This is a genomic window from Maricaulis sp., assembly GCF_030149515.1.
Classification (GTDB): Bacteria; Pseudomonadota; Alphaproteobacteria; order Caulobacterales; family Maricaulaceae; genus Maricaulis.
The window spans coordinates 31931-58576 of record NZ_JASBRI010000015.1; the positions used below are offsets into that span (position 1 = coordinate 31931).

General features: G+C 65.3%; 30 protein-coding genes and 1 tRNA gene. 7 read left to right on the forward strand and 24 right to left on the reverse strand.

Annotated features, from left to right (window positions below; all coding sequences use genetic code 11):
- Window positions 1-49: 49 nt before the first annotated feature.
- Genes Q1U94_RS06615 through dusB form a run of 3 tightly spaced genes read right to left on the reverse strand, consistent with a single transcriptional unit; the run spans window position 50 to window position 3356 of the window.
- Complete coding sequence (locus tag Q1U94_RS06615; protein ID WP_300542861.1) at window positions 50-1315, reverse strand: response regulator; 1266 nt, start codon at window positions 1313-1315, stop codon at window positions 50-52.
- Window positions 1312-2364: an ATP-binding protein gene (locus Q1U94_RS06620; RefSeq protein WP_300542862.1), complete on the reverse strand. Its 1053-nt coding sequence runs from the start codon at window positions 2362-2364 to the stop codon at window positions 1312-1314. The genes Q1U94_RS06615 and Q1U94_RS06620 overlap by 4 nt, the downstream gene beginning before the upstream one ends.
- Window positions 2361-3356 (reverse strand): tRNA dihydrouridine synthase DusB, encoded by a 996-nt coding sequence (gene dusB / locus Q1U94_RS06625; protein WP_300542863.1) that lies wholly within the window; start codon window positions 3354-3356, stop codon window positions 2361-2363. Before dusB ends, Q1U94_RS06620 begins: the two co-directional genes overlap by 4 nt.
- A gap of 83 nt (window positions 3357-3439) precedes the next feature.
- Between dusB and Q1U94_RS06630 the strand changes: the two genes are divergently transcribed.
- Both Q1U94_RS06630 and Q1U94_RS06635 read left to right on the forward strand, forming a co-directional pair.
- Window positions 3440-4591: a bifunctional 2-C-methyl-D-erythritol 4-phosphate cytidylyltransferase/2-C-methyl-D-erythritol 2,4-cyclodiphosphate synthase gene (locus tag Q1U94_RS06630; RefSeq protein ID WP_300542864.1), complete on the forward strand. Its 1152-nt coding sequence runs from the start codon at window positions 3440-3442 to the stop codon at window positions 4589-4591.
- A complete protein-coding gene (locus tag Q1U94_RS06635; RefSeq protein ID WP_300542865.1) occupies window positions 4588-5088 on the forward strand; it encodes a CinA family protein in 501 nt (166 codons plus the stop codon). Before Q1U94_RS06630 ends, Q1U94_RS06635 begins: the two co-directional genes overlap by 4 nt.
- On the opposite strand, the gene Q1U94_RS06640 is transcribed toward Q1U94_RS06635, so the two are convergent.
- From Q1U94_RS06640 to Q1U94_RS06650, 3 genes are all read right to left on the reverse strand, one after another.
- Complete coding sequence (locus Q1U94_RS06640; protein ID WP_300542867.1) at window positions 5059-5559, reverse strand: type II toxin-antitoxin system RatA family toxin; 501 nt, start codon at window positions 5557-5559, stop codon at window positions 5059-5061. The two genes, Q1U94_RS06635 and Q1U94_RS06640, sit on opposite strands and share 30 nt — an antisense overlap.
- Window positions 5560-5573: 14 nt before the next feature.
- Window positions 5574-6551: a lipoyl synthase gene (gene lipA / locus Q1U94_RS06645; RefSeq protein ID WP_300542869.1), complete on the reverse strand. Its 978-nt coding sequence runs from the start codon at window positions 6549-6551 to the stop codon at window positions 5574-5576.
- Window positions 6552-6805: 254 nt separating this feature from the next.
- A complete protein-coding gene (locus Q1U94_RS06650; RefSeq protein WP_300542870.1) occupies window positions 6806-7429 on the reverse strand; it encodes a class I SAM-dependent methyltransferase in 624 nt (207 codons plus the stop codon).
- A 92-nt stretch (window positions 7430-7521) separates the two neighbouring features.
- Here Q1U94_RS06650 and Q1U94_RS06655 point away from each other — a divergent pair, with 92 nt between their 5' ends.
- Complete coding sequence (locus Q1U94_RS06655) at window positions 7522-8421, forward strand: LysR family transcriptional regulator (protein ID WP_300542872.1); 900 nt, start codon at window positions 7522-7524, stop codon at window positions 8419-8421.
- A gap of 61 nt (window positions 8422-8482) precedes the next feature.
- On the opposite strand, the gene rpsI is transcribed toward Q1U94_RS06655, so the two are convergent.
- The gene (rpsI, locus tag Q1U94_RS06660; RefSeq protein WP_300542874.1) at window positions 8483-8980 is read right to left on the reverse strand and encodes a 30S ribosomal protein S9; all 498 of its coding nucleotides are present in this window, start codon (window positions 8978-8980) and stop codon (window positions 8483-8485) included.
- 1 nt (window position 8981) lies between these two features.
- Complete coding sequence (gene rplM, locus Q1U94_RS06665; RefSeq protein ID WP_300542875.1) at window positions 8982-9446, reverse strand: 50S ribosomal protein L13; 465 nt, start codon at window positions 9444-9446, stop codon at window positions 8982-8984.
- Window positions 9447-9658: 212 nt separating this feature from the next.
- Between rplM and Q1U94_RS06670 the strand changes: the two genes are divergently transcribed.
- Together Q1U94_RS06670 and Q1U94_RS06675 are read left to right on the forward strand one after the other, a co-directional pair.
- The gene (locus tag Q1U94_RS06670) at window positions 9659-11032 is read left to right on the forward strand and encodes an alkaline phosphatase PhoX (protein ID WP_300542876.1); all 1374 of its coding nucleotides are present in this window, start codon (window positions 9659-9661) and stop codon (window positions 11030-11032) included.
- Entirely contained in the window at window positions 10933-12048 is a 1116-nt protein-coding gene (locus tag Q1U94_RS06675; RefSeq protein WP_300542878.1) for a hypothetical protein, read from the forward strand. The genes Q1U94_RS06670 and Q1U94_RS06675 overlap by 100 nt, the downstream gene beginning before the upstream one ends.
- Before the next feature lie 6 nt (window positions 12049-12054).
- On the opposite strand, the gene Q1U94_RS06680 is transcribed toward Q1U94_RS06675, so the two are convergent.
- Complete coding sequence (locus Q1U94_RS06680) at window positions 12055-13080, reverse strand: COX15/CtaA family protein (protein ID WP_300542879.1); 1026 nt, start codon at window positions 13078-13080, stop codon at window positions 12055-12057.
- Between the two features lie 104 nt (window positions 13081-13184).
- Here Q1U94_RS06680 and Q1U94_RS06685 point away from each other — a divergent pair, with 104 nt between their 5' ends.
- Window positions 13185-14492, forward strand: coding sequence for an FAD-dependent oxidoreductase (locus tag Q1U94_RS06685; protein ID WP_300542880.1), 1308 nt, complete (start codon window positions 13185-13187; stop codon window positions 14490-14492).
- Window positions 14493-14633: 141 nt separating this feature from the next.
- Here Q1U94_RS06685 and Q1U94_RS06690 read toward each other — a convergent pair.
- The 6 genes from Q1U94_RS06690 to Q1U94_RS06715 form a co-directional block, all read right to left on the reverse strand.
- Window positions 14634-14711 (reverse strand) — tRNA-Pro (locus Q1U94_RS06690).
- Window positions 14712-14818: 107 nt separating this feature from the next.
- Window positions 14819-15271, reverse strand: coding sequence for a MerR family transcriptional regulator (locus tag Q1U94_RS06695; protein ID WP_300542881.1), 453 nt, complete (start codon window positions 15269-15271; stop codon window positions 14819-14821).
- Between the two features lie 25 nt (window positions 15272-15296).
- Window positions 15297-15602 carry an integration host factor subunit alpha gene (locus Q1U94_RS06700; protein ID WP_300542882.1) on the reverse strand — a complete coding sequence of 102 codons (306 nt, stop codon included), beginning with the start codon at window positions 15600-15602 and terminating at the stop codon, window positions 15297-15299.
- 97 nt (window positions 15603-15699) lie between these two features.
- Window positions 15700-16683, reverse strand: a complete 984-nt coding sequence (locus tag Q1U94_RS06705) for a beta-ketoacyl-ACP synthase III (protein WP_300542883.1) — start codon at window positions 16681-16683, stop codon at window positions 15700-15702.
- Window positions 16680-17735 carry a phosphate acyltransferase PlsX gene (gene plsX, locus Q1U94_RS06710; RefSeq protein ID WP_300542885.1) on the reverse strand — a complete coding sequence of 352 codons (1056 nt, stop codon included), beginning with the start codon at window positions 17733-17735 and terminating at the stop codon, window positions 16680-16682. Before plsX ends, Q1U94_RS06705 begins: the two co-directional genes overlap by 4 nt.
- Before the next feature lie 96 nt (window positions 17736-17831).
- Window positions 17832-18368, reverse strand: coding sequence for a ubiquinol-cytochrome C chaperone family protein (locus Q1U94_RS06715; RefSeq protein ID WP_300542886.1), 537 nt, complete (start codon window positions 18366-18368; stop codon window positions 17832-17834).
- Window positions 18369-18490: 122 nt separating this feature from the next.
- On the opposite strand from Q1U94_RS06715, the gene bamE reads away from it, so the two are divergent.
- A complete protein-coding gene (gene bamE, locus Q1U94_RS06720; RefSeq protein ID WP_300542887.1) occupies window positions 18491-18985 on the forward strand; it encodes an outer membrane protein assembly factor BamE in 495 nt (164 codons plus the stop codon).
- Window positions 18986-19118: 133 nt separating this feature from the next.
- Here bamE and Q1U94_RS06725 read toward each other — a convergent pair whose 3' ends face one another.
- From Q1U94_RS06725 to nrdR, 9 genes are all read right to left on the reverse strand, one after another.
- Window positions 19119-21212, reverse strand: a complete 2094-nt coding sequence (locus Q1U94_RS06725) for a sodium-translocating pyrophosphatase (RefSeq protein ID WP_300542889.1) — start codon at window positions 21210-21212, stop codon at window positions 19119-19121.
- 202 nt (window positions 21213-21414) lie between these two features.
- Window positions 21415-21927 carry a hypothetical protein gene (locus tag Q1U94_RS06730; RefSeq protein WP_300542890.1) on the reverse strand — a complete coding sequence of 171 codons (513 nt, stop codon included), beginning with the start codon at window positions 21925-21927 and terminating at the stop codon, window positions 21415-21417.
- A 40-nt stretch (window positions 21928-21967) separates the two neighbouring features.
- Complete coding sequence (gene thiL, locus Q1U94_RS06735; protein ID WP_300542891.1) at window positions 21968-22936, reverse strand: thiamine-phosphate kinase; 969 nt, start codon at window positions 22934-22936, stop codon at window positions 21968-21970.
- 4 nt (window positions 22937-22940) lie between these two features.
- Complete coding sequence (gene nusB, locus Q1U94_RS06740; protein WP_300542892.1) at window positions 22941-23429, reverse strand: transcription antitermination factor NusB; 489 nt, start codon at window positions 23427-23429, stop codon at window positions 22941-22943.
- Complete coding sequence (gene ribH, locus Q1U94_RS06745) at window positions 23426-23857, reverse strand: 6,7-dimethyl-8-ribityllumazine synthase (protein WP_300542894.1); 432 nt, start codon at window positions 23855-23857, stop codon at window positions 23426-23428. Before ribH ends, nusB begins: the two co-directional genes overlap by 4 nt.
- The gene (gene ribB / locus Q1U94_RS06750) at window positions 23854-24975 is read right to left on the reverse strand and encodes a 3,4-dihydroxy-2-butanone-4-phosphate synthase (protein WP_300542895.1); all 1122 of its coding nucleotides are present in this window, start codon (window positions 24973-24975) and stop codon (window positions 23854-23856) included. The genes ribH and ribB overlap by 4 nt, the downstream gene beginning before the upstream one ends.
- The gene (locus tag Q1U94_RS06755) at window positions 24972-25583 is read right to left on the reverse strand and encodes a riboflavin synthase (protein ID WP_300542896.1); all 612 of its coding nucleotides are present in this window, start codon (window positions 25581-25583) and stop codon (window positions 24972-24974) included. The genes ribB and Q1U94_RS06755 overlap by 4 nt, the downstream gene beginning before the upstream one ends.
- A complete protein-coding gene (locus Q1U94_RS06760) occupies window positions 25583-26158 on the reverse strand; it encodes a RibD family protein (protein ID WP_300542897.1) in 576 nt (191 codons plus the stop codon). The genes Q1U94_RS06755 and Q1U94_RS06760 overlap by 1 nt, the downstream gene beginning before the upstream one ends.
- Window positions 26155-26640: a transcriptional regulator NrdR gene (nrdR, locus tag Q1U94_RS06765; protein WP_300542899.1), complete on the reverse strand. Its 486-nt coding sequence runs from the start codon at window positions 26638-26640 to the stop codon at window positions 26155-26157. Before nrdR ends, Q1U94_RS06760 begins: the two co-directional genes overlap by 4 nt.
- Window positions 26641-26646: the final 6 nt, after the last annotated feature.

Below are 26646 nucleotides of genomic sequence, written 5' to 3' on the forward strand. Positions count from 1 at the left end.
ATTGCGCCGACGTTGCACAAAATCAACATGCGTTACGCCTTGGCCACAGCTAGGCCTCCGTCTCGCCACCCAACTCGCTCAATCGCCGTGCGAGCGTATTGCGGTTCAGGCCCAGCAGTTCCGCGGCCCTGGACCGGTTTCCGTTGCAACGATCCAGGGCCTGCGCAAAAAGGGCCCGCTCGACCGCGTCGACGGCAACCTGCCGCGCATCGGAGCCCGACGATAGTGCCAGTGCGGCCAATGCATTGGCATGCACGTCCATCTCTTCCGCCGCATCGCCCCCATCCGCGCTGAAGGCGTCGATCACATCTGTCAGGGCCGCCACGCGACCGCGGGTCGCCAGCGACAGGCGCGACAGGACGGAGCGCAGCTCGACGACATTGCCGGTCCAGGGGGAAGTGGCGAGATACTCCATGGCGTCCTTGGACACGCGCACGACGGGCTGCTGATCGCGGCGTGCGAACTGACCGAGAAAGGCTTCGCACAGGGCCGGAATATCGCTGCGGCGCTCACGCAGAGGCGGAACCGTGATCACACATTCGCTCAGGCGGGCGGCCAGCCGGTTATCCAGCGGCTTGGCCGGCGCCTGCGAGGCCGTCGCGATGACGCGGCCTGCCCCCGCATCCAGCGCATCGCGCGCGGCCCGCTGCTGGTCGATACTCCATTCCTCCAGCCGCAGCCAGACGACCTGCCGGGCGGCCTGTGTCGACCCGAAAATGTCCGAAGCCGTGTTGGACGGCGTGACCACAACGGCATCGTCGGCCGATACGCCGCGGGCGCGCAGCAGGGCCTCCGCCGCCTGGCGCTTGCCGACGCCCGGCTCGCCGGTGATCATGACATGAGCCTGGCTGGTCGCGGCACGGGCGATCGCCTTGAAGGCCGACTGCATGGCCACCGACTGGCCGATGAAACCGGTCGGCTCCTCCGCCATCCGGGTGCGCTGGCTGGTCTTGGTGTCGCCCAGCGCCGCCCCGACCGCAGCAATCATGTCGTCAAGATCGAAGGGTTTGGGCAGGTATTCGAACACACCGCCCTTTGCGGCATTGATCGCAGTGGATGCCGTGGCCTGGGCACTCATCACGATCACCGGCATCTGCGGCCGCAGCCGGGAGACCAGGCTGAGATTCTCCAGGAAATTCGTCCCGTCCAGCAGCACGTCGGCCAGCAGGAGGTCGCCCTCACCATTGCGGATCCAGCCCAGCGCCGTGTCCGGCGAAGCCGTGGCACGCACCTGGTAGCCGGCCGAACCCAGGGCCCGCGACAGTATCAGCTTCAGGCTCTCATCGTCTTCGAGAAGCAGGATGCGGGCACTCACGATGGCATCTCCCTGGCGACCGGTAGGCGCAGGTGGAAAGCGGTGCGGCCCGGTTCGCTTTCATAATCCAGCTGACCCTCATGCAGGGCCGCAATGCGGGCGGCAAAGGCCAGGCCCAACCCCTCGCCCGCCGGCTTGGACGTGACAAAAGGCGTGAATATATCCGGGCCCAGCGTGTCGGGGATGCCCGGCCCGTTGTCCCGAACGACGAGGACCAGCGGCGTCGGGTTGGCACCGGTCCGGCTTCGCGGCCCGGTGTCGAACCGGGTCTCGACGCGGATCTTCGGGTCCTTCACCTCGCGGACGGCGTCGAACGCGTTTTGCAGCAGGTTCAGAACGACCTGCAGCAGGAGGTCATGGTCGCCGTCCACTTCCGGCAGGGACGGGTCGAAATCCTCGCGCAGGACCGCCGAGGCCGTGCCATCGGCGCGGACCAGCCCGTCCATCGCTCTCACCGCCAGCCGGTTCAGATTGATGGGTGAGCGGACGCCAAGCCGGACATCGCCGACCCGGCTCCAGTGATCGGCCAGGCGGGTGATACGGTCGACATCCTGGATGATGAGATGGGCCAGCTCGCCCGCCGCCTCGATATTGCTTTCGCGCCGGATCAGCTGCGCTGCGCCGCGCACACTGGCGAGCGGGTTTTTCAGCTCGTGTGCCAGCATCCGGCCGAAGCCGAGGGCGGGCGCCTGGGAGGCTTTCGCGCCGGGTTCGCGGTGCGGCAGCACCGACAGGGTCAGCGCGGATTGTTCGTCCGACCAGCGCGCATGCAGATCGAAGGGGCCGCCGGGTGCGAGCGCCAGGCCGAGCGCGACGACGGTACGCCGCGCGCTGCAGGCCTGCTCGACAATGTCAGCCAAGTGTGAACAAAGCGGAGAGTGTGCGGCAAAGCGCCCCTTGCGCAAATGACGCTGGGACAGTCCGAGCCACTCCTCGGCCTGGGTATTGGCCCAGGCAAACTGCCCGCTTTCGGAAAACTGCAGGATCGGGATTGCGGCCATGTCCGCGGCCAGCATGGCAGGTGACGGCTTTGCGGATGCCGCGTTCATGCCACTGCCCGGTGTTCCGGCTGCGTCAGCCGCGACAGCGCCCCGCGCACCGCCAACGGGTCGTCGGACCGGCACAGGATGGCACGAATACCGCCGATCCAGTCGGCGTCGCACAGCCCGCCCTCAACATCCACGAAGGAGGCAAAATGCTTGCGCATCATACGGATACCCAGGCATTCGCCATAGTGCTCCAGCGCCATGTCGAACTGCCGGGCCAGCGCCTCGACCTTCGAACGCCAGGGCGTTTCGACCGGACGCCCGAGAAGCGCCGACCCGATCTCGCCCACCAGCCAGGGGCGCCCCTGGGCCGCCCGGCCGATCATCACCGCGTCGGCACCCGACGTTTCAAGCGCCGAACGGGCGTCCCCGGCGGTCTGGATATCGCCGTTGACGACGACCGGGATGGACACCGCCGCCTTCACGGCGCGCACCGCAGCCCAGTCGGCCTCGCCCTTGTAGAATTGCTGCCGCGTCCGGCCGTGGACCGTGACCAGCTGTACACCTGCGTTTTCTGCGCGCCTGGCAAGGTCCGGCGCATTGAGACTGTCATGATCCCAGCCCAGCCGCATCTTCAGCGTAACCGGCACATCCACCGCCTCCACCGTCGCTTCGATGAGGGTCAGGGCGTGGTCGAGATCGCGCATCAGGGCGGAGCCGGACAGTCCCTTGGTCACCTGGCGGGCGGGGCAGCCCATATTGATGTCGACGATGTCGGCGCCGGCATCCCGGGCGATCTTCGCCCCTTCGGACATCCACCGCGCCTCACGGCCGGCCAGCTGGATGATGCAGGGGTCGAGCGAGGCATCCAGCGCCGCCTTGCGCACCATGTCGACCCGGCCGCGCGCCAGAGCGTCGCTGGCGACCATTTCCGAGACCACCATGCCGGCGCCGAAACGCTGGACCTGACAGCGGAACGGCAGGTCGGTCACGCCGGACATGGGCGCGAGCACGGCGGGAATCTCGATCCGGTGCTTGCCGATTGCGAAGTGCATGCTGCTGGACAAATCCTGAACGGGCATCGTAAGCCCGTCAGGCTAGCGATTATGCTGCGCTGCGGCAATGGATGAGGGCGGGCATGAGGATCGGTGCGGTGATCGTGGCGGCCGGACGCGGGGAGCGCGCCGGCGGCGGCATCCCCAAGCAATACAGGCGTCTGGCCGGCCAGAGCGTGCTCGCCCGCTCCATCCGTGCCCTGCGCGATCATCCACATGTCGATACAGTCATTGTGGTGATCAATCCGCAGGATACCGAGCATCTGGACGCCGTGGCCCGCGAGCTGGACGCGCGATTCGATACCGTTCCCGGCGGGGCCACACGCACGGCCTCCGTGCAGGCGGGGCTGGAATGGATGCGGACATACGGCGCAGACGCGGTGATGATCCATGATGCTGCCCGGCCGTTTGCCAGCCCATCCCTGATCGACCGGCTCGTTTCGGCCCTTGACCGGCATGCGGCAGTAATCCCGGCGCTTCCGGTTGCCGATGCCCTCGTTCAGGTCGGCGACGGGGACGCGGTCCGGCACCCTGTCGACCGGACCGGGCTGCAAGCGGCGCAGACGCCGCAGGCGTTTCATCTGGCGCCGCTCCTGGAGGCCTATGCCCGTCTGGACGAAACCGCCCTTCCCGACGATGCCGCCGTCATACTGGCGGCCGGCGGCGCGGTACACACCGTCGCCGGCGAGGCCGGCAATTTCAAACTCACCACGCCCGGCGATTTCGACCGGGCCGAAGGGGAATTGGCGATGAAGGCGATCACGGTGACCGGACAGGGGTTAGACGTGCACCGGCTGGAGCCGGCCGAAACGATGTGGCTGTGCGGTATCGAACTGCATGAGGGGCTGGGCCTGATCGGTCATTCCGATGCCGATGCCGGCCTGCATGCCGTCACCGACGCGGTGCTGGGTTGTGCCGGAGCGGGCGATATCGGCCAGCACTTTCCGCCCTCCGATCCTAAATGGCGCGGCGCGGCGTCGGACAAGTTTTTGCTGCACGCCCTGGACTTGCTGGCCAAAGCCGGCGGGCAGGCCGTTCACGCCGACGTAACCCTGATTGCGGAACGCCCGAAAATCGGCCCCTATCGCGACGCCATGCGCCAGCGCCTGGCCGAGCTGCTGGATCTCGACCCCGCACGGGTCAACATCAAGGCGACCACGACCGAAAAGCTGGGCTTCACCGGCCGCGGCGAAGGCCTGGCCGCCCAGGCCGTGGTAACGGCGAGGCTGACATGATCTTCAACCACTCCCTCATCGATCAGGCCGAAACCCTGCTCGACCGCGCACGCACCGCCGGGGTGATGATCGCAACGGCGGAAAGCTGTACCGGCGGTCTGGTCTGCGGCCTGCTGACCGAAATCCCCGGCTCCTCCGATATCGTGGACCGCGGTTTCGTGACCTATTCCAACGAAGCCAAGACGGAAATGCTGGGCATTCCGGCGCGGATCATCGAAGCCCATGGTGCGGTTTCCAGCGAGGTCGCCAAACGCATGGCCGAGGAGGCTCTGCTGCGCTCCAATGCGGATATCGCGGTATCGGTCACCGGTGTGGCAGGCCCCGGCAGTTCCGGGCGCAAACCGGCCGGCCTGGTGCATTTCGCCCTCGCCCGCCGCGACGGAGAGACCAGGCATGAGGTGCACCGCTTCGGCGATCGCGGCCGCGATGCGGTGCGCCTCGCCAGTGTTGCCACGGCGCTCGACCTGCTAGCCGAGGGCGTCGATTTCTTCAGCTAGGTCAATCGCCGGTTCTCCGGTGCGGGCGTAGCGGCGGTCCGCTTCGGCGGAAAATTTCCGGATCAGGATACGGCCGGCGCGTTCCCGATTGCTTTCCAGCAGCATCTGCAGGATGGCATTCCTGAACTCGGCCCGGATGGCGAATTCGACCAGGGTCGACCCGTCCGACAGGGCGTGAAAGCGCCAGGCATTTTCCAGAATGCGGAACGGGCCGGAGACGAAACTCACATCGATGGTGCGATGTGACGCGTCGGCGATCACCCGCGAGGTGAAGCGTTCGGCGACGAATTTGTAGCGCACACGGGCCTCGGCGGTCATTTCCGTCAGGGGACCGTCATGCGCTTCGTTGAGCACGCGCATCGCCGTGATCTGCGGGATGAATTGAGGATAGGCACGCACATCCATGACCAGATCGAACAGATCGTCCGGCGCATGGAATAGCCGCAGGCGTTCGCGGGTTTCGACGGCCACGTCGCAGCGCCCCGTCAGCCGCGCGCGATGAGGGCGTTGCGCGCCTCGCGCAGCTTTTCGAAATCATCGCCGGCGTGATAGCTCGAGCGCGTCAGCGGCGTCGCCGACACCATCAGGAAGCCCTTTGCCCGGGCAATCGTCTCGTAGGCCTTGAACTCGTCCGGCGTGACGAAACGGTCGACGGCGGCATGCTTGCGCGTGGGCTGGAGATACTGCCCGATGGTCAGGAAATCGATGCCGGCGGACCGCATATCGTCCATCACCTGCATGACTTCTTCCTTGGTCTCGCCCAGGCCGACCATGATGCCCGACTTGGTGAACTGGGCCGGATCGCGCTCCTTCACCCGCTCCAGAAGTCGCAGGGAGTGGTAATATCGCGCGCCCGGCCGGATCGACAGGTAGAGCCGCGGCACGGTTTCCAGATTGTGGTTGAACACATCCGGCGCGGCGTCGATGACGCGTTCGGCAGCGCCGGGCTTGCGCAGGAAGTCCGGTGTGAGAATTTCCACCGTCGTGCCCGGTGCCAGTTTGCGGATCGCCTCGATCACGTCGACGAAATGCTGGGCCCCGCCATCGTCCAGATCGTCACGGTCGACCGAGGTTATGACGACATGTTTGAGCCCCATCTGCGCCACGGCCTCGGCGACGCGCCGGGCCTCGTCCCGATCGACGGCGCCGGGCAGGCCGGTCTTGACGTTGCAGAAGGAACAGGCGCGGGTGCAGGTATCGCCGAGGATCATGAAAGTGGCGTGCTTCTGTTCCCAGCATTCGCCGATATTGGGACAGCCCGCTTCCTCGCACACGGTGACGAGACCGCCCTCCTTCACCACTTTCTGGGTTTCCGCAAAGGTCTTGCCAAGCGGCGCCTTGACGCGAATCCAGTCCGGCTTGCGCAAGACCGGCGTATCCGCCCGCTTCTGCTTTTCCGGGTGCCGCGCCGCCCGCGCTTCGGATGCGGCTTCGCGCGCCGTATTGTCGATCAGATTGGCCATGGTGAGCACATAAGCCGGAGCGCGCTTTCCATCAAGTTGACGGAACTGTTGGGTGCTATGCGGAATCGGGAGACGGGCTCCCTCCCGGGCACAAGTGACGGAGCTCGCGCCTCCCGTCCCGGAAGCCGCCTGCGAGTCCACAGGCACAGGAGCGGGCGGGAACAAACCGGGACGCGTTTCCGGCAAGCCGCTGCAGGTCCCGGGAATTTACCGGCGTGTCGCGGGATAAGCCGTGCGCCAGGCCTTCCCCGCACTCACCCGGGCTTGCGGCAGATCAGGAACAGGGCGGAGCGCCTGGACGGTTTCCAGTCGTAGACGATCTCGAAGCCGGCCTCATGCATGCTCTTGCGCAAGGCGTTGGCCGAAAACACCCGCAATAATGGGAAGAGTCCGACCAGCCGGGCAATGGGGATGATGGGGATCAGGAACCAGAGCCCGTCGGCGACACAGACCGTCGAGGAGACGAAAACGCCACCGGGCTTGAGCAGGCTGCAGGCCTTCGCAATTCCCTCATCCCGGTCTTCCAGCAGGTGCAGGATCGACAGGCCGAGCACGGCATCGAAACTTTCCGGATCGGCCTCCAGGTCGGCGAAATCGGTCCGTTTGAAAGTGATATTGCCGGCACCGGCTTCGCGGGCACGCTCCTCACCGAAGCGCAGCATCTCCTCGGAGATATCGGTCGCCAGATAATGTTTCACATGCGGCGCATGCCGCACCGCCGTCCCCCCGGTTCCGCAGCCGAATTCGAGTACCTCGCTGTCGGGCGTGAAGTATTGCCGGGTCTTTTCCAGCTTGTGCTCGTAGGCGGCCTCGTCCTCGATCGGCGAGTTGAAATAGCGCTTGGCCATACGGTTCCAGAAACGGCGTTCTCGATTCATTGCTCTTCCCTTGGTCTTGCCGGCAACCTCGTTTACTCATACACAAAACCAATATAAATCCGCATTTTCCTCGAACTGATATACGAAAAATCATGAACTGGCAGAGTGTCGCCTTTGACTGGAACCAGATCCGCGCCTTTCTCGCGACTGTCGAGGAAGGTTCCTTTTCCGCCGCCGCGCGGGCGCTGGGACAGACCCAGCCGACCTTGTCGCGCCAGATTACCGCGCTGGAGGAGGATCTCGGCATCACCCTGTTCGAGCGCGGCCGGCGCAGCATGCGGCCAACCGGAGCAGCGCTCGAACTCATCGATCATGTACGCGCCATGGGCGAAGCGGCCCAGCGTGTCTCGCTGACGGCATCGGGGCAGGCCCAGTCGGTCGAGGGGTTTGTCTCGATCACATCAACCGACATAGTGGCAACCCATCTTCTGCCGCCGGTGCTGGAGCGGCTGCGCGCCCTCGCTCCCAAGCTCCAGATCGAGATCATCGCCTCGAATACCGTACACGATCTGACCAAGCGCGAGGCCGATATCGCCATCCGGCATGGCCGGCCCGAACAACCCGACCTGATTGCGCGACTGCTGGGCGAAACGACAGCCGGTCTTTATGGTGCGCCGAGTTATCTCGACCGGGTCGGCAGACCGCAAACTGCGGAAGACGTATCCCGTCTGGACTTTGTCGGATTCGAGCGCGGTCCGCGCATACTGGAGTTTGTCCGCGATCTCGGCTTGGATCTGACACCGGAGAATTTTCGCGTCACATCCCAGAGCGGACCGGCCTATATCGCCCTGATCCAGCGCGGTTTCGGACTCGGATTCGTGACCCGGGACATGCTGGCCTTCTACCCCGATCTCGAGCCGGTCTATCCGGCCCTGCCCCCGATACCCGTCCCGGTCTGGCTGGTCACGCACCGCGAACTCAACACCAGCCGCAAGATCAGGCTGGTATTCGATACGCTGGCGGAGGAGCTCAAGGCCCGATGGGCGTCCTGAAACGAAAACGGGCGGTGCCATGCAGCACCGCCCGTCTTGCATTCCGATAGGCCGGACAGCCTTAGCGCTTCGAGAACTGGAAGCTGCGGCGGGCCTTCTTGCGGCCGTACTTCTTGCGCTCGACCACACGGCTGTCGCGGGTCAGGAAGCCATTGGCCTTCAAGACAGGGCGCAGGCCCGGTTCGAACAGCGTCAGGGCCTTGGAGATGCCGTGACGCACGGCACCGGCCTGGCCGGACAGACCGCCGCCGGTCACGGTGGCGACGATGTCGAACTCGTCCTTGCGCTCGGCGGTTTCCAGCGGCTGCTGCAGCAGCATGCGCAGGACCGGACGCGCGAAATACTGTTCCTGGTCCTTGCCGTTGACCGTGATCTTGCCATTGCCGCGCTTGATCCACACGCGGGCGACCGCATTCTTGCGCTTGCCGGTGGCGTAGGAACGGCCATGTTCGTCGATTTGGGGCTCGGCCGGAACGGCGTCCTCGGCGACCACGGCAGTGTCGCCGGCGTCTTTCATGACGTCCTTCAGGTCTTCGAGCGAGCGGGCTTCTTCACTCATATCAGCCTCGCGAATTCTTGGAGTTCAGGGACTTGAAATCGACCACTTCGGGCTGCTGGGCCTCGTGCTTGTGGTCGGGACCGGCATAAACGCGCAGGTTCGAGAATTGCTGGCGCGCCAGCGAGCTGTCTTTCGGCAGCATGCGCTGAACGGCCTTCTCGACGACGCGTTCCGGGAAACGCCCGTCCAGCAGTTTCGCCGGAGAGGTTTCCTTGATGCCGCCGGGATGGCCGGTGTGCCGGTAATAGCGCTTGTCGTCGCGCTTGCGGCCGGTGAAGACGACCTTCTCGGCGTTCACGACGATGACATTGTCGCCCATGTCGACATGGGGGGTATAGTCCGGACGGTGCTTGCCGCGCAGGCGCATCGCGATATAAGCCGCCAGGCGGCCGACAACGGCCCCCTCTGCGTCAATCACGACCCACTTCTTTTCGACATCCGCCGGTTTAACGGAATAGGTCTTCATAATAATCCTGCCTCAGGCCTTTTGGGCTCGGGTTGAATTCGAGCGCGCCGTTTAGAGGCGATTTTCACTCCCGTCAAGAAAGTGTCGAATTCCGGCTGTATTTTTATACACCTATTGATGCGGTTAAATGATACCGCATTGCTCCACCGTGTCATAATCGCGTCGCGAAGCCATTGTATTCCCACCCTGTTTTCAATTGCCGGAGTCGTACCATGCCCCTCTCACGCCGCCATTTCCTGCGCAGCACCGCCGCCACATCGCTGGCCTTCTCCGGTCTGTCGACACTTGCGGCTGCCCAGGAGCGCAGTGAGATCCAGGGCTTTCTCAACCAGGTCGACGGCTTCGGCCCCCTGCAGGCCGATCCGGCGGGGCTGTTCGACCTGCCGGACGGTTTCTCCTATGACGTCATTTCCACCGCCGGCGATGCAATGAGCGACGGGCTGGTCGTACCGGGGGATCTGGACGGCATGGCCTGTTTCCAGCGCGCCGATGGCCGCATCGTCCTGGTGCGGAATCACGAGCTGCGGGCGCACGAGACCGCAAAATCCCCCTACGGGGCCGATGCTGCCGGGCTCGTCCTGATCGATCGCGAGCGTGTGCACGACTGGGCAGACCGCGACACGCCGCATCTGGGCGGCACGACGCACATCGTGCTGGACCCGCAGACACTGGCCGTGGAGGCGCAATTCCTGTCGCTGGCCGGCACGGAGAATAATTGCGCGGGCGGGCCCACGCCCTGGGGCAGCTGGCTGACCTGCGAGGAGACCGAACGCAATGCCGGCGACGGTGCTCACGTCGAGCACGGCTATGTCTTCGAAGTGCCGCACGATGCCACGGGGCTTGTGGATCCCGTTCCGCTCAAGGCGATGGGCCGCTTCCGCCACGAGGCGGTGGCGGTCGATCCGGCAACCTCGATCGCCTATCAGACCGAGGACCGCTACGACCTCTGCCTCTTCTACCGTTTCATCCCCCGTGTCGCGCAGCGCTATGCCGAAGGCGGGCGCCTGCAGGCGCTGGCCGTTCGCGGCCAGCCCGGCCTCGACCTGCGCAACTGGACCCGGTCCCGTATCCGCCCGGGCGAGTGGATGGATGTGGAATGGGTCGACCTTGACGATGTGGAGGCGCCCGAGGCCGATCTGGCGCTGCGCGGTTTCGCCGCCGGTGCGGCGCAATTCACCCGCGGCGAAGGCATCTGGTGGGGCGAGGACGAATGCTATTTCGCCTGCACCGATGGCGGACCGGAACGGCTGGGCCAGATCTGGCGCTACCAGCCGGATGAAAACGGCGGCCGCCTGCAGCTCTTCTTCGAGAGCCATGACGGCGCGGTGATGGAGAATTGCGACAATCTATGCGTGGCGCCCTGGGGCGATCTGATCGTGGTCGAGGATGGCGATGCCGACCAGTACATCCGCGGCGTGACGCCCGCGGGCGAGGTGTATACCATCGGCCGAAATGCCCATCCCGAAAACAGCGAGATTTGCGGTCCATGTTTCAGTCCCGACGGTTCGACCCTGTTCTTCAATGTGCAAGACGGTCCCGGACGCACGTTCGCGGTGCGCGGTCCCTGGCCGGCGCGTTCACGCTAGGAGCCGGCCTGCTTGCGCTGGCGGCCTGTGCCGACCCGGCCGAAGACCCGGGCGAAGGCCTGCCCGAAACGGCCGCGGAGAACACGCTGGAAGTGCTGGTGACGGCCGCCTTTACCGGCGTCGATGGCGGTGCCGGCGCACTGACCTTCCTGCCTGACGCGGATGCGCCCTCGCTGGGCTATGTCGTTTCGGCACCGCGCGAAGGCGGGCTGGACATCTTCAATCTCGACGGCGAGCTGCAGACCCGCCATGCCGGGGCCCGCCTGACAGGTCTTGCCGCCGCACCGGGGTTCGAACTGCGCGGCGAGTCGCTGCCGCTCGTCTTCGGTGCCTCGCCGGACAATGACAGTGTTTTCGGCTATGCCATCGTGCGCGACGGTGCCCGTGTGCTGGAACTGCCACTGCAGACGACCCAGGGCGCGGACGGCGTGGCCGGGCTGTGCCTGCTGCGTGAGGGACCGGGCTTTGTGGAACTGGTCGTGCTGGGCACGGGCGCCAATGCCGAGGTCTGGCGCGTCCGCGATGCCGGCGAGGATGTTCTCTCCGTCCAGACGCTGCGCAGCTTCCCCCTGCCCGCTCCGGCGCGCCAGTGCGATGCTTTCGATGGCGAGATATATACCGCCAGCCCGGCCGGCGGCCTGACCCGCCTGTCCGGCGACGGCGCCATCCTGGCCGAAGCCCAGACAACAGCGACGTCGCTGACCGTCGGCGAGTTTTCCGGCACGCGTCTGGTCCTGGCGACGGACGGCAACAGTGAAACCGTGCGCAGCTTCGACGCGCGCTCGCTTGCGGCGCGCGAGAATATCGACGTCGTCGACGGCCTGTCGACGCCGGGCATCGGCCGGCCGGGTGCAATCGAGGTCTCGCACGCCGATTTCGGCTTTACCGCCTATTCCAATGGCATGCTGGCCGTGTTCGATATTGCCGACCAGCGCGTCAAGGTGATCTCCCGCGATGCCTTCGCACGGGCGGTGATCACAGGCGAGAATGCCGCGGCGCCGGCCGAGGCGGGTTAGGCTTTCCTATACCGCCCGCCGCGCGGTCCAGGCCGCGCACACGGTGGCGATGAACAGGAGAACCGCGCCGAACTGGTGCGCCAGGGAGAGGCTCAGGGGCGCCACCGCCAGCAGCGCGGCGATGCCCAGTGCGATCTGGCCGGTCACCAGGGCCGGCAGGATCACCATGAAGGGTTTCAGCGACACACGCGGCTCGAACCAGATCAGCGCGGCATAGGCGGCCACGGCCAGGGCCACGAGATAACCGGTCCAGCGGTGGTGCAATTGCACCGCGGCATGGCTCTCGAACATGGCCTGAAGGAACCCCATCCCGCCGAGATAGTCTTCCGGGATCAGCTCGCCATTCATCAGGGGCCAGGTGTTGTAGATACGACCCGCATCCAGCCCGGCCACAAAGGCGCCCAGCAGGATCTGCAGGAAAACCAGACCCAGAAGTGCAACCGAGGTTCCGGCCAGCTTGCCGCGGCGCATGGGCGGCGGGCCGAACCTCGCCTCCAGCGCCAGCCAGATCGTAACCCCCAGAATGACAAAGGCCATGCCCAGATGCGTGGCCAGCCGGTACTGGCTGACATCGAGGCGGTCGACGAGGCCTGACGCGACCATCCACCAGCCGATCGCGCCCTGAAGGCCGCCCAGCAGGAAGAGGCCGAACAGGCGCGGCTTGAGACGCGCACTCAGGTGCCCGCGCATCCAGAAGACGACAAAGGGAACGAAAAAGATGAGTCCGATCGTCCGGCCCAGCTGGCGGTGACCCCATTCCCACCAGAAGATGAAACGGAATTCGTCCAGCGTCATGCTGGAATTCTGGGTCTGGAATTCGGTGGTCTGCTGGTAGAGCCGGAATTCCGCCTCCCAGTCGCCCTGCGTGATCGGCGGAATGGCGCCGGAAATCGGCTTCCACTCGGTGATCGACAGGCCGCTATCGGTCAGGCGGGTGGTGCCGCCGACAATGATCATGGCGATGACGAATGCCGCAACGATGAACAGCCAGTTCGACACGGCGCGGCTGGTGGTGGAGGTGTGGTAGGCCATGCGCGCTAACTACCGCAAACCGGCGCCGGGGCAAGACGGTGCCTTCACTCCGCCACGCAAAGCGGCTGATATTCGGCTCGCATGGCATGCAGTGACGCGCCATCATGTCACAGGTCGACACGGAAAACGGGAGCGAAACGGTCATGGGAGAGGACCAGACGGTGATCATTGCGGGTGCAGGCCAGGCCGGCGGCCAGTGCGCAGCCTCGCTGCGGCGCAATGGCTGGACCGGCCGCATCCTCCTCGCCGGGGCCGAACCGCACCCGCCCTATCAGCGCCCGCCCCTCTCCAAGGCCTATCTGGCCGGCGAGATCGGCGAGGACCGGCTGTGGCTGCAGCCGCGGGAAACCTGGGCCGACCAGAACGTCGACCTGCGCCTGGGCGTCACCGCCACGGCCATCGACCGCTCGGCGAAGACGGTCGCTTTCGACGATGGCCGCACCGAACATTACGACCATCTCGTCCTGGCCACCGGATCGCGGGTGCGCACCCTGCCCGTGCCGGGCGCCGGTCTGGAGGGTGTGCGCTATCTACGCACCATCGCCGATGTCGATCAGCTCAGGGCGGACGTCACGCCGGACAAGCGTATCGCCATTATAGGCGGCGGCTATATCGGCCTGGAAGCCGCCGCGGTGGCGAAAAAACTGGGCGCCAGACCCGTCGTCTTCGAGGCGATGGACCGGCTTCTCGCGCGCGTCGCCGTGCCCGAACTCTCGCAATACTATCTCGACACCCACCGCGCTCACGGCGTCACCGTGGAACTGGGCGCCCAGGTCGCCGAAATCTCCGGCAAGGGTGGCGGGCTGTTCGGCGGCAAGAAGCGCGTCGCGACCGTCCGGCTCGCCGACGGGCGCTCGTTCGAGTGCGACAGTGTGCTGGTGGGCATCGGCATCCTGCCCAATCAGGAAATCGCGACCGGGGCCGGCCTGGCCACGGATAACGGCATACGGATCGATGCCGAATGCCGCACGGCGGATCCGGCCATCTACGCCATCGGCGATTGCGCGGAACAGGAAAACTGGCTGACGGGCACCCGCGTGCGCCTGGAATCCGTGCCCAACGCGCTGGAACAGGCCAAACACGCGGCTGCCGCCATCTGCGGCACGCCTGCGCCGAGGCCGGACGTGCCCTGGTTCTGGTCCGACCAGTTCGATCTCAAACTCCAGACCGCCGGCCTTGTCGGCCAGCAGGACACCACGCTGCGCCGCCGCCCGGCCGACACCGAAGCCGGTCATTTTTCGCTCTTCCATCTGAAGGACGGCGTCCTCATCGCCGCCGATTGCGTCAATGACGCGCACGGTTTCATGGCGGCCAAGGCAATGATCGCCGCGCGGGCCAAGCCGGATCAGGCCGATCTGGTGAACCCGGACGTGCCGATGAAGGATGTGATGAAGGCGGCACTGGGGAGATAGGTAGCAAAACGGACACCGCCCCGGCGGCGCGATCGCGATCGTGCCTCAGGGCGAAAACCGGCACGTCTCCCCGTTTTTCCCGAAAGAGCCCACCCCTGTGGAACATCAGCAGGCGTCTTTGACACTTCTTCAGCAGAAAAATGGTCGGAGCGGCGAGATTTGAACTCGCGACCCCCGGTCCCCCAGACCGGTGCGCTAACCGGGCTGCGCCACGCTCCGACACTCTTGTTTGGACGGGCGGGCCCGTCCGATGGGGAGGCCGGTTATAGGGTGAGGTTTGCCGGTCCGCAACCGCCCCGTCAGCGCAAACTGCGCCGGGCCGGCGATTACGGTTCCAGCACTGATTTCAGCTTGGCACGTGCGCCTTCCAGCTCGTCGATAATGTCTGCCAGCTGGCGCTGGGGCGCATCTGCCGGGCGCGGCCTGGCGGGCCGGGGGCGTTCGGGCGTTTCACGGTCGGCTGCATCGACGGCCAGGGGACCCTTCCCGGCCGCACCGGCTCCGAGATCGATCACGGTGGCCACGCCATTGTCCTTGATGAATTTCCGGGCGCCCTTGATGGTGAAACCGTCCTCGTAGAGGAGGCGTTTCACGCCGCGCAGCAATTGCAGGTCCTGGGGCCGGTAGAAACGCCGCCCGCCGGCCCGTTTGAGGGGGCTGATCTGGGGAAACTTGCTTTCCCAGAAACGGAGTACATGGGCGGGAACGCCGATTTCCTCGGCGGCCTCGGATATGGTCCGGAAAGCTTCCGGCGATTTCTTGCTGAGCGACATGTTCATACCGCGTCAGCTCCGGCTCTGCCCCCTAATCCTTCGACAGGGCCGAGTCGACGCGCTCCTTCAAGACTTGCGACGGTTTGAACACCAGGACGCGGCGCGCCTCAATCGGCACTTCCACACCGGTCTTCGGGTTACGCCCGACACGCCCCCGTTTGTCCCTCAACAGGAAGGATCCGAAGGAGGACAATTTCACGTTCTCGCCTTCGGCCAGCGTGTCCGACACCAGAGTCAGGACCGATTGCACCAGATCCGCCGACTCCTGCCGCGACAGACCGACTTCCTGATAAACCGCCTCAGCCAGATCTGCTCGCGTTAAGGTTTTGTCCGACATAGCCATCCCCTCATAGATGAGCATAGGCTACGCCCGCACCCCCCATATCGTCAACGCCAAGGTCTTGGATAAATGCGATAATCGCGAAAATAACGCGCTAGAAGCGTGCCAGGGCGGCACCCCAGGTGAAACCGCCACCCAGTGCTTCCATCAAAACCAGGTCGCCACGCTTGATGCGCCCGTCCTGAACCGCCCGGTCGAAAGCCAGCGGAACCGAGGCCGCCGAGGTATTGCCATGATCGGCCACGGTGGAGATCACTTTCTCGGTCGGGATCGACAGGCGCTTGGCCACGCCTTCCAGGATGCGCTGATTGGCCTGGTGCGGCACGAACCAGTCGATATCGGCGATCGCCACGCCTGCCCTGTCGGCGATCGTGGTCATCGACTCCGCGATATTGGTGATGGCGTGCCGGAAGACCTGGTTGCCGATCATGCGCAGGTGCCCCACGGTCCCGGTCGAGGACGGCCCGCCATCGACATGGAGCAGGTCCTTGAAACGCCCGTCCGAGCGCAAATAGGTGCCAAGGATACCGGTTCGGGCCTCGTCCGAATTGTCGGAGCTTTGATCCGCCGTCAGCACCATCGCGCCCGCGCCGTCGCCGAACAGGACACAGGTCGACCGGTCGGTCCAGTCGAGAATGCGTGACATCGTCTCCGCGCCGACCACCAGGGCCGTCCCGGCCTGGCCCCGCGCGATCATGTTGTCAGCGACCGAAAGCGCATAGACAAAGCCGGTACACACGGCCTGGACGTCGAATGCCGCGCCCTTCGTGGCACCCAGCCGCGCCTGCAGCATGGTGCCCACCGAGGGAAAGGTGAAATCCGGTGTCGTGGTGGCGACCACGATCAGATCGACCGCCTCCGGCGCAATGCCGGCATCGTCGAGCGCGCGCCGCGCCGCCTGTTCGGCCAGATCGGCGGTCGTCACCCCTTCCGGTGCGATATGACGCTGGCGAATACCCGTACGCTCGCGAATCCAGCTGTCGCTGGTATCCACCATGCGCGAGAGTTCGTCATTGGTGAGAATACGGTCGGGGAGCCACGCCCCGACACCGGCAATACGCGCCAAACGCTCAGTCATGAGGCCGCAGCGACATCCTGTTCTTCAAACTGGGCAAACTTGTCGAGATTCTTGCGGATCTCCGCCATGAAATCACTCTTTGCCATGACATAGGCCAGACCGAGTGCGGAGGCGAAGCCTTCGCCGTCGGCACCGCCATGGCTTTTCACCACGATCCCCTTGAGACCGAGGAGGACACCGCCGTTGATATAGCGCGGATCCATACGCTGGCGCAGGCGATCGAGCGCGCCCAAGGATAGCAGGCCGGCCGCAAGTTTGGCGAGCAGGGAACTTGTCAGCGCCTCTCGCACCCAGCCGGCCACCAGGCGCGCCGTGCCTTCGGCGGTCTTGAGCGCGATATTGCCGGTGAATCCGTCGGTAACGACGACATCGATATCGCCAGCGGAGATATCATTGCCCTCGATGAAGCCCTTGTAGGCGATATCCAGGCCGGACGAGCGGATCAGCTGGTCTGCCTCGCGCACCGTGTCATTGCCCTTGAGTTCTTCCTGGCCGACATTCAACAGGCCGACGCTGGGCGCATCGCCGCCGAAAACGGCCCGGTGGTAGGCCTCGCCCATAATGGCGAATTCGACCAGCTGGGTCGCACCGCACTGCACATTCGCACCGACGTCCAGAACCACGGTATGCCCTTTGGGAGTCGGCCAATTTGCTGAGATTGCAGGACGATGCACCCCCTTCTTCATGCGCAGGATAACTTTGGAAATGGCCATCAGCGCGCCGGTATTGCCCGAAGAAACGACGGCGCCCGCCTCGCCGGCCTTGACCGACTGGATGGCGTTCCACATCGAGGAACCGCGCGCCCGTCGGACGGCCTCCGAGGGCTTGTCGGTCATCTGCACGAGGGTCGCTGTGTGCCGCAGCTCGCAAACCGCCGCGACTTTCGGATTGGCCTTCAGCAACGGAGCCAGCTGGGCCTCGTCTCCATGCAGGAGGTATTTCGCCTGCCGGTCCGGCCATCGTTTCAGGGCAATTCCGATACCCTCGACAACCGCCTGAGGTCCGAGATCGCCCCCCATGGCGTCTATTGAGATCGTTGGAATACCTGTCATGAGCTGCGGTTGTCAGTCCCTGGCAAAGGCGGCAGGCGCCGAACGCCCGCGGAACTTAGACCATGGTCGATGATATGCAAGGCGGCAAGACCGCGATCAGGGCGCCGGAAAGGCAGGCTCCGCACCGCCGCACAGGGCCGCCGCACCCTGCCGGGACAGGGCCGCATCGGCCGACTTGACGTACAGGGCAAGGCGTTCCGCACGTGTATCCGGGGTCTCCGTGCCGAACGTGTTTCGCGCCAGCACGCTGCGCAGCGCAGCCCCGTCATCATCTGCTTCCAGAGCCTCCCGGAGTGCAGTTGTGCGGCCGTAAAACCCCTCGGCCATGAAGCGAATCTTCTTTCCGACCGCCGAATCCCCGACCCCGAGTTCACGCATCGCCGCATCGAAATCGTCGAACATCGTGTCGAACAGGGCCTGACTGACCGACCGGGCCCGCTCCCCGCCCGATGCCTGCAGCACCAGCACGACCAGTGCCGTATGCAGCACGACGAGCTCGAAACGGCCCTCGATCGTGTCGTCGACGCCAGTCTCTCCATACAGCGCGGGCTGGCGGGCAGCCCGCACGATCGCGGCATGAAGCGCCCGGGCGGCACGCTTTTCGGGCTTCGGAGCGAACAGGCGGTGAAACATGTGATTATGGGCTCCCAACAATCGGCGCTTGAAGCTAAGCTCCGCCTTCGTTAGGTCAAGACATCGGTCACAGGGCGCGTCTGCCCGCCTGCGGCTGCCCTGTCGGATGGAGTTCGAACTTGATGAAGCGTCGCCTCGCCCTGCCCCTCCTGGTTCTGGCCTGCGCAGCCGGTGTGTCGGCGTGCAACCCGGTCCTGCGCTCGCACGGCTATCGCTATGCGCTCCAGGAAGAACCCAACATCACCCCGGCCGAGGACACGCAGGACACCGTCCTGGCCCGTCTGGGCAATCCCTCGACCCGCGGCACGTTCGAACAGGACACCTGGTATTATATTTCCTCGACCCGCGAGAGCCTGGCCTATCTGCGCCCGGTCACGCGCGACCGACGCATCATCGCCGTGAGCTTCGACGATGCCGGCGTGGTCTCCGCAGTCAACGAATACTCGCTCGAGGACGGCCGCGTGGTCGCCTATGCCGGCCGTGAAACCCCGACGCGCGGCCGCGAGCTCACCTTCCTCGAACAAGTGCTCGGCAATGTCGGCCGCCTGCCCTCCGAGCAGTTCGGCGGCGAACAGAACCTGCCGGGCGGCGCCGGCGGCCCGCGCCGCAACGAATAGTCGCAAGATTGAATTCGGCAAGAGAGCCCCGGTGGAAACACCGGGGCTTTTTTCTTCCGGAGCTGCCAAGGCGCAAACAAAAAGCCCCGGTCCTGACCGACCGGGGCTTTCCAGTTTCACGATCAATTGTCTGCTAGGCGGCGTTCGCCAGGAAGGCCAGCAGCAGCAATGCCACGATATTCGTGATCTTGATCATCGGGTTCACGGCCGGACCGGCCGTGTCCTTGTAGGGATCGCCCACCGTATCGCCCGTCACCGAGGCCTTGTGGGCTTCCGACCCCTTGCCGCCGTGATGGCCGTCTTCGATGTATTTCTTGGCATTGTCCCAGGCACCGCCGCCAACGGTCATGGAGACCGCGACGAACAGGCCGTTGACGATCACACCGAGCAGCATTGCGCCCACCGCCGCGAGCGCTGAGGCCTGATCGGCAATACCCAGGATCACGAAGTACAGCACGATCGGCGACAGGACGGGCAGCAGCGAGGGCACGATCATTTCGCGGATCGCCGCCTTGGTCAGGATGTCCACGGCCTTGCCGTAGTCAGGCTTGGCCTTGAACTCCATGATGCCCGGGATTTCCTTGAACTGCCGGCGCACTTCGGCCACGACCGCCGTAGCCGCACGGCCCACGGCCATCATCGACATGCCGCCGAACAGGTAGGGCAACAGCCCGCCGAACAGCAGACCGACGATGACATAGGGGTTTTCGAGCGAGAAATTCGGCTCGATCCCCAGGAGGTGTTCGACATCAGTCGTGTAGGCGGCGAACAGCACCAGGGCGCCCAGTCCGGCCGACCCGATGGCATAGCCCTTGGTCACGGCCTTGGTGGTATTGCCCACGGCATCCAGCGTGTCAGTCGTCTCGCGCACGCTGTCATCCAGCCCCGCCATCTCGGCAATCCCGCCGGCATTGTCGGTGACCGGACCGAAGGCGTCGAGCGCAACGATCATGCCGGCCAGCGCCAGCATGGTGGTCACCGCGATGGCGATACCGAACAGGCCGGCCAGGTTATAGGTCGCAACGATGCCGACGATGATGATCAGCGCCGGAAGCGCGGTCGCCTCCAGCGACACGGCCAGACCCTGGATCACATTCGTGCCGTGACCCGACTCGGACGCCCGCGCGACCGATTTCACCGGCCGGAAGCCCGTGCCGGTATAGTATTCGGTGACCCAGATGATCGCCGCCGTCACGATGAGGCCGATAATGCCCGAGAAGAACAGGTTCTGGCCCGTGATCATACGCTCGCCGACCATGCCGATCTCGCCCATGCCCGCGGGAAGCGCGTACTGGGTGACCAGCCAGAGACCGCCGATCGACAGCACGCCGGCCACGACCAGCCCCTTGTAGAGGGCGCCCATGACATTGTTGGACTTGCCCATCGAGACGAAGAAGGTGCCGATGATCGATGTCACGATGCACACCGCGGCGATCGCCAGCGGATAGATCATCATCGTCGTGCCCAGCTCGCCGGCAAAGAAGATCGAGGCCAGCACCATGGTGGCCACGACGGTCACGGCATAGGTCTCGAACAGGTCGGCCGCCATGCCGGCACAGTCGCCGACATTGTCGCCCACATTGTCGGCGATGGTCGCGGCGTTGCGCGGATCGTCTTCGGGAATGCCCGCCTCGATCTTGCCGACCATGTCACCGCCGACATCCGCACCCTTGGTGAAGATGCCGCCGCCCAGACGGGCGAAGATCGAGATCAGAGAGGCCCCGAAGCCGAGCGCCACAAGGGCGTCGATCACCGTGCGGCTGGCACTGTCATGGCCCATCGCACCGGTCAGGATCCAGTAATAGCCCGCGACCCCGAGCAGGGCGAGACCCGCCACAAGCATGCCGGTCACCGCGCCGGAGCGGAAGGCGATCTTCAGGCCGGCCGCCAGACTGGTCGATGCCGCCTGGGTGGTGCGCACATTGGCGCGCACAGAGACGAGCATGCCGATGAAGCCGGCAGCGCCGGACAGGATGGCCCCGACCGCGAAGCCGAGCGCGACCTCCCAGCTCAGGAAGATGGCGATCAGGATACAGACGACGATCCCGACGATGGCGATGGTGGTGTATTGGCGCTTGAGATATGCGTTCGCGCCTTCCTGGATGGCCGATGCGATCTCCTGCATCTTCTCCGTGCCCGCGCTCGCACTCATCAGCCTCTGGGTCTGAACGACCCCGTAGACGATGGCGAGCACGGCTGCCGCAATGGCCAATAAAAGCATGTTCATGGCTTCCAGCCCCGTTTCTTCACTTCGCTTTGGTCTTGGAAGGAAAAGGGGGAAGCATACGCGTGAGAACCACGCCGACCTTCTGCATGTCCCCCGCTTCTTCTTATTGTTGTTGCGGGGACTATGCCCAAGTCATGAGGGCGGCGCAACAGACCGTCTTTGATCTGTAAAATCAGCCTGTTGAAAAGCGAATGCCGGAATGTCAGCGGTCGAAGAGCCGCGTGTCCGCGCTGCGAATCTCCAGACGGTCGATTGCATTGGCGCCGTAAAGGTCCTGCAGGACGCCGCGCCACACATCCAGGGCCCGTTCGCGGTTCAGCGCCTGGCCGCGCTCATCCCCGACCGGTGTGCGGTATGACGCCCGAACCAGGGCGTCCAGCGCGTAGTGGGCATTCTCCTGCATGGTCCAGACATTCTGTCCGTCCGCCGCGCGCAGGCGCATGCTGACATAGGCGAATCCGGTCAGGCGCCCGTCGACCGACAGGGGCACGACCAGGGCCGGCAAAGTGAAGGCGCGCGGATCGCTGTCATCCTCGATCTCCTCCTCCGGCTCGGCATCCCCGTCGGCCTCGGTCCGGTTGAAAATGAGCAGGAAACGGTTACCGCCGCCGGAGCCGGACGACCTGCGATCGTCGCCGCCACCGCCCCCGCCGCCCAGCGCCAGGGCACCGGATTGCAGGACAAGGCTCATCAGAATTGCCAGGATCAGACGCATGCGGGCTTTCTCCATCCATGACCAGGATGGCAGATCGGCCTCAAAAATGCGTAAACCCGCCGGCTCCGGCCTCCACGGGCCGGCCCGACCGGTCGCGCAGGCGAACACCCTCGCCCTCGCCGGCATGCCCGATCCGGGTCAGCGGCACTCCGGCTCTTCCGGCCAGGGCGTCGATCTCGCCGCGGCATTCGGCCGGAGCGGTGAAGAGGAGCTCGTAATCGTCGCCCGCCGTCAGGAGGCGTACCAGACCGCGCTCACCGGCACTTTCCAGCCATGTCCCGGCATCCGCCGACAGCGGCACCGCCTCCGCATCGATCTCCATCGCGACCCCGCTGGCCCCGGCAAGGTGCCGGGCATCGGCGACCAGCCCGTCTGACACGTCGATGGCTGCGGTGGCGAGCCCGCGCAGCGCCCGGCCGAGCGCCAGGCGCGGCTCGGGGCACTCATAGCGATGCCGCAATGCGGCGGGAGCTCCGGCCTCGTCCTGCGCGGCAGCGAGGCCCAACGCCGCATCGCCGATCGAACCGGACACCCACACATCCTCGCCCGCCCGGGCCCCTGCACGCGTCACTGCCCGGCCGTCCGGCACGGTGCCGATCAGGGTCAGCGTGACGGTCAACGGACCTGGTGTGGAGGTTGTGTCGCCGCCGAGAAGGACACAGCCGAAGCGCTCCTGATCTCCGGCCCAGGCCGCCAGAAACCGGTCCTGCCAGGTCTCCGCAATATCCCGGGGCCAGGCGATGGCGCTGAGATAACCCAGCGGATCGGCCCCCATGGCGGCCAGGTCGGACAGATTGCTGCGCATCGCCCGCATGGCCGCCACTTCCGGCGGATCGGTCTGGAGAAAATGCACACCGGCGACAAGTGTGTCGCAGGCCAGCACCAGCTCGCAACCGGCTGGTGGATCAAGCACGGCGGCGTCATCGTTCAGACCGAGCGCCGCCTTGTGGTTCCGGGTCAGCGGGACCAGGCGTGTCCGGACAAGATCGAACTCGCCGCGCCTCGCCATGGCGTCAGAATTCGTCCGGCCGGGCCTCGCGGGCGCACCGGTCGAGGGCGGCATTGACGAATTTCGGTTCGGAGCCCTCGAAGAAGGCATTGGCGACATCGATGTATTCGTCGATCACCACGCGGGCGGGCACGTCGATGCGCTCGAAAAGCTCATAGCCGGCGGCGCGCAGGATCGCGCGCACGGTGGAATCCAGCCGTTCCATACGCCAGCCATCGGCCAGGAGCCCGTCTATGGTGGGGTCCACCTTGGCCTGCTTGTCGACAACACCGGCCACCAGCGCCTCGAAGAAATCCTCGTCGGCCTCGACGAACTCCTCGCCCTCGCCTGTGCTGCCGAAACGGTGATCGCGGAACTCGCGGATCACGGAACTGGCGCCGCGCCCGGCAATTTCCATCTGATAGAGTGCCTGCACGGCGGCCAGGCGCGCCGCACGGCGCAGACGGGCGCGGGCCTCGGACGGTGTTTCCTTGTGCTGTCTGGGCGCACTCATCGGGCGTCTCCGAACTTGTCGCGCAGCGCGATCAGGGACAGCGCGGCATTGGCGGCGTCGGCGCCCTTGTTCTTGTCAACGGCGCGCTTGAGCGCCTGGGCCCGGTTCTCCACGGTGAGAATGCCGTTTCCGGCGATCACACCGTTCAGGTTGAGCTCCATCAGCCCGCGCGCGCTTTCGGTGCAGACATAGTCGTAATGCGTGGTTTCACCGCGGATGACACAGCCCAGGGCAACATAGCCGTCATACGGCGCCTCGGCGATTTCCGCCTGCACGATGGCAGCGGGAATTTCCAGTGCACCGGGAACCTCGACAAGACCGGTTTCCGCACCCGCCGTGTCCGCAGCGTTGCGGGCACCCTTGACGAGAGCGTCGGCGATATCGCGATAGAAGGTCCCGGCAACGATCAACAGTTTCGGAGCGCTCATGCGCCGTCCTCCGGAAAATGGCGCTCCTCGCGCACGCTCAGCCCGTAACCTTCGAGGCCGACAATCGTCTGCGGCTTGGTCGACAGAAGGATCATCTCCTTGACCCCGAGGTCGAGCAGAATCTGGGCACCGACCCCGTATTCGCGCAGGAGCCGCGCCTGGCGTTCATCCTTGGGCATGGAGGGTTTGGCCCCCAGGCGTTCGACGATGGCAGTATGCGATGTCTCGCGGATAAAGACCATGACGGCCGGCCCTTCGGCAGCGCAAATGGCCCTGATTCCGGCCTCGACCAGCGGGCCGCGCGGCCCCTCCTCGTGCAGCACATCGTCGACGAAGGAGACCTTGTGCATGCGCACCGTGGTCGGCTGGACATGCGAGGGTTCGCCCTTGACCAGGGCCACGTGCTCGGACCCGTCCAGCGTTTTGCGGAAGACCACGAGTTTGAGCGGGCCGCCATAGCGGCTGGTGAATTCGCTCTCCAGCCGGCGCTCGATGAAACGGTCATTGCGGCGGCGGTAGGCGATGAGATCGGCGATCGTGCCGATCTTCAGCCCGTGCAGCTGGGCGAAGGCGACGAGGTCCGGCAGGCGGGCCATCGTGCCGTCCTCATTCATGATCTCGCAGATCACGCCGGACATGCCCGCCCCGGCCAGGCGGGCCACATCGACCGAAGCCTCGGTGTGGCCGGCGCGAACCAGGACACCGCCATCGCGCGCGACCAATGGAAAGACATGGCCGGGCGTTGCGATATCGTCGGCACCCTTGGACGGGTCGGTCGCGACTTCGATGGTGCGGGCGCGATCATGCGCAGAGATGCCGGTCGTGACCCCTTCGCGCGCCTCGATCGAGGTGGTGAAGGCGGTCTGGTGACGCGAACGGTTCTCGGTCGACATCAGTTTGAGGCCCAGATGCTCTATCCGCTCCTGCGTCATCGCCAGACAGATCAGGCCGCGCCCGTGCTTGGCCATGAAATTGATCGCGTCCGGCGTGGCAAATTTGGCGGGGATGACCAGATCGCCCTCATTCTCGCGATCCTCGGCATCGACCAGAATGAACATCCGGCCATTGCGGGCGTCCTCGATAATGTCCTCGATAGGCGAAAGGGGAATGTCGCTCACGCGCGCGTCTCCGAAAATTCGTTCAGGCGCGCGGCGTAGCGCGCCATGAGGTCGACCTCAAGATTAACACGCGCCCCTTTTTGCAGACCGCCCAGCGTTGTGACCTCTGCAGTGTGGGGAATGATCATCAGATCGAAGGTGGACCGGGTGACGTCATTCACCGTCAGCGACACGCCGTCGACAGTGATCGAGCCCTTCCCGGCAATGAACTTGTTGAGATTTTCCGGCGGTTCAATCGTGAAGACGAGCCAGTCGCCCTCTTCGCGGCGCTCCTTGACGGTACCGACGCCGTCGACATGTCCCGTTACGAGGTGACCACCCAGCTCGTCACCCATTTTCAGGGCGCGCTCGAGATTGACCGCATCGCCCTCGCGCCACCTGCCCAGCGTCGTCAGGCGGAGCGTTTCCGGCGACACCTCGACGGCGAACCAGCCACCCTCGCCCGCCGCGCCCTTGTCGACGACGGTCAGACACGCCCCGGCATGGGAAATCGAGGCGCCCGTATCGATGCTCTCCGGAGACCACGGCCCTTCGATCTCGAAGCGCCGCACGGCCTCACCGGAAATACTGCGGATACGGCCCCTGGCCGTGACGATACCGGTGAACATCAGCGGATCCGTTCATAGCTTTCCTGCAGATCGGCGCCACGCTCGCGTACGCCGGTGCGGGTGAAGATGGGGGCGGCGTCCAGCGCCTCAAGTCCGAGCGCTGCGATAACCGGAATTCCGTCTCCACCCAGTATCACCGGTGCGCGGAACCATTCGATGCGATCGACCAGTCCTGCCGAGATGGCGGATGCGGCGATCCGCGCGCCCGCCTCGATCATCACGGTATCATAGCCGGACATCGCCCGCGCCAGATCGCGATGAGGGATCAGGGTCACGAGCCGGTCCGACGCCCCGAACACGGCTGCACCGCCGGGCGTTCGGGCCCGACTGTCCATCACGATGACATCGGGCTGGCGCTCGCAGCCACCCTCGGGCCGGGCTGTCAGGCGCGGATCGTCGGCCAGTACGGTTCCGATTCCCGTGAGAATGGCGGCATGGGCGGCGCGCATCCGATGCACTTCGGCCCGGCTCTGGGGACCGGTAATCCATTTCGAGTTGCCATTGCCGAGCGCAATCCGCCCGTCCAGCGATGTGGCCAATTTCAGGGTGACACGCGGACGCGCCGCGCCGGTCATTCGTCCTCGTCTTTCGACGCAGCCTTGTTGGCGGTCAAATGCTCATCGGTGATGAATTCGCGGAAATCCTCGACCTTGTGGAAGTCCTTGTAGACCGAGGCGTAGCGGACATAGGCCACGGCATCGAGATTCTTCAAACCTTCCATGACGAGCTCGCCGACCCGGTCGGACGTGACATCCGTCTCGCCCGTCGACTCCAGGCGCCGCACGATGCCGGAAATCATCTGATCGATACGGTCCGGCTCGATATTGCGCTTCTGCATGGCCAGCTGGATCGACCGGTTCAGCTTGTCGCGGTCGAACGGCACGCGCCGGCCGGACTTCTTCAGCACGGTCAGCTCGCGCAGCTGCACCCGTTCGAACGTCGTGAAGCGCGCCGCACAGGACGGGCACTGGCGGCGGCGGCGGATGGCGTTCCCGTCCTCGGCCGGACGGGAATCCTTAACTTGAGTATCGGGGTGACCGCAGAAGGGACAACGCATACCGCG

What these genes read in the sequence shown, in the direction of transcription:
- dusB (WP_300542863.1), bottom strand. Translation starts at nt 3,356, where the DNA reads ATGCACTTCGCAATCGGCAAGCACCGGATCGAGATTCCCGCCGTGCTC.
- Q1U94_RS06650 (WP_300542870.1), bottom strand. Translation starts at nt 7,429, where the DNA reads ATGAATCGAGAACGCCGTTTCTGGAACCGTATGGCCAAGCGCTATTTC.
- bamE (WP_300542887.1), top strand. Translation starts at nt 18,491, where the DNA reads ATGAAGCGTCGCCTCGCCCTGCCCCTCCTGGTTCTGGCCTGCGCAGCC.
- Q1U94_RS06680 (WP_300542879.1), bottom strand. Translation starts at nt 13,080, where the DNA reads ATGGCCTACCACACCTCCACCACCAGCCGCGCCGTGTCGAACTGGCTG.
- Q1U94_RS06760 (WP_300542897.1), bottom strand. Translation starts at nt 26,158, where the DNA reads ATGACCGGCGCGGCGCGTCCGCGTGTCACCCTGAAATTGGCCACATCG.
- Q1U94_RS06700 (WP_300542882.1), bottom strand. Translation starts at nt 15,602, where the DNA reads ATGTCGGACAAAACCTTAACGCGAGCAGATCTGGCTGAGGCGGTTTAT.
- Q1U94_RS06755 (WP_300542896.1), bottom strand. Translation starts at nt 25,583, where the DNA reads ATGTTCACCGGTATCGTCACGGCCAGGGGCCGTATCCGCAGTATTTCC.
- Q1U94_RS06730 (WP_300542890.1), bottom strand. Translation starts at nt 21,927, where the DNA reads ATGCGTCTGATCCTGGCAATTCTGATGAGCCTTGTCCTGCAATCCGGT.
- ribH (WP_300542894.1), bottom strand. Translation starts at nt 23,857, where the DNA reads ATGAGCGCTCCGAAACTGTTGATCGTTGCCGGGACCTTCTATCGCGAT.
- rpsI (WP_300542874.1), bottom strand. Translation starts at nt 8,980, where the DNA reads ATGAGTGAAGAAGCCCGCTCGCTCGAAGACCTGAAGGACGTCATGAAA.
- nusB (WP_300542892.1), bottom strand. Translation starts at nt 23,429, where the DNA reads ATGAGTGCGCCCAGACAGCACAAGGAAACACCGTCCGAGGCCCGCGCC.
- rplM (WP_300542875.1), bottom strand. Translation starts at nt 9,446, where the DNA reads ATGAAGACCTATTCCGTTAAACCGGCGGATGTCGAAAAGAAGTGGGTC.
- Q1U94_RS06630 (WP_300542864.1), top strand. Translation starts at nt 3,440, where the DNA reads ATGAGGATCGGTGCGGTGATCGTGGCGGCCGGACGCGGGGAGCGCGCC.
- Q1U94_RS06725 (WP_300542889.1), bottom strand. Translation starts at nt 21,212, where the DNA reads ATGAACATGCTTTTATTGGCCATTGCGGCAGCCGTGCTCGCCATCGTC.
- plsX (WP_300542885.1), bottom strand. Translation starts at nt 17,735, where the DNA reads ATGACAGGTATTCCAACGATCTCAATAGACGCCATGGGGGGCGATCTC.
- Q1U94_RS06695 (WP_300542881.1), bottom strand. Translation starts at nt 15,271, where the DNA reads ATGAACATGTCGCTCAGCAAGAAATCGCCGGAAGCTTTCCGGACCATA.
- Q1U94_RS06670 (WP_300542876.1), top strand. Translation starts at nt 9,659, where the DNA reads ATGCCCCTCTCACGCCGCCATTTCCTGCGCAGCACCGCCGCCACATCG.
- Q1U94_RS06685 (WP_300542880.1), top strand. Translation starts at nt 13,185, where the DNA reads ATGTCACAGGTCGACACGGAAAACGGGAGCGAAACGGTCATGGGAGAG.
- lipA (WP_300542869.1), bottom strand. Translation starts at nt 6,551, where the DNA reads ATGGCCAATCTGATCGACAATACGGCGCGCGAAGCCGCATCCGAAGCG.
- Q1U94_RS06715 (WP_300542886.1), bottom strand. Translation starts at nt 18,368, where the DNA reads ATGTTTCACCGCCTGTTCGCTCCGAAGCCCGAAAAGCGTGCCGCCCGG.
- Q1U94_RS06655 (WP_300542872.1), top strand. Translation starts at nt 7,522, where the DNA reads ATGAACTGGCAGAGTGTCGCCTTTGACTGGAACCAGATCCGCGCCTTT.
- thiL (WP_300542891.1), bottom strand. Translation starts at nt 22,936, where the DNA reads ATGGCGAGGCGCGGCGAGTTCGATCTTGTCCGGACACGCCTGGTCCCG.
- nrdR (WP_300542899.1), bottom strand. Translation starts at nt 26,640, where the DNA reads ATGCGTTGTCCCTTCTGCGGTCACCCCGATACTCAAGTTAAGGATTCC.
- Q1U94_RS06675 (WP_300542878.1), top strand. Translation starts at nt 10,933, where the DNA reads ATGTTTCAGTCCCGACGGTTCGACCCTGTTCTTCAATGTGCAAGACGG.
- Q1U94_RS06705 (WP_300542883.1), bottom strand. Translation starts at nt 16,683, where the DNA reads ATGACTGAGCGTTTGGCGCGTATTGCCGGTGTCGGGGCGTGGCTCCCC.
- Q1U94_RS06620 (WP_300542862.1), bottom strand. Translation starts at nt 2,364, where the DNA reads ATGAACGCGGCATCCGCAAAGCCGTCACCTGCCATGCTGGCCGCGGAC.
- Q1U94_RS06635 (WP_300542865.1), top strand. Translation starts at nt 4,588, where the DNA reads ATGATCTTCAACCACTCCCTCATCGATCAGGCCGAAACCCTGCTCGAC.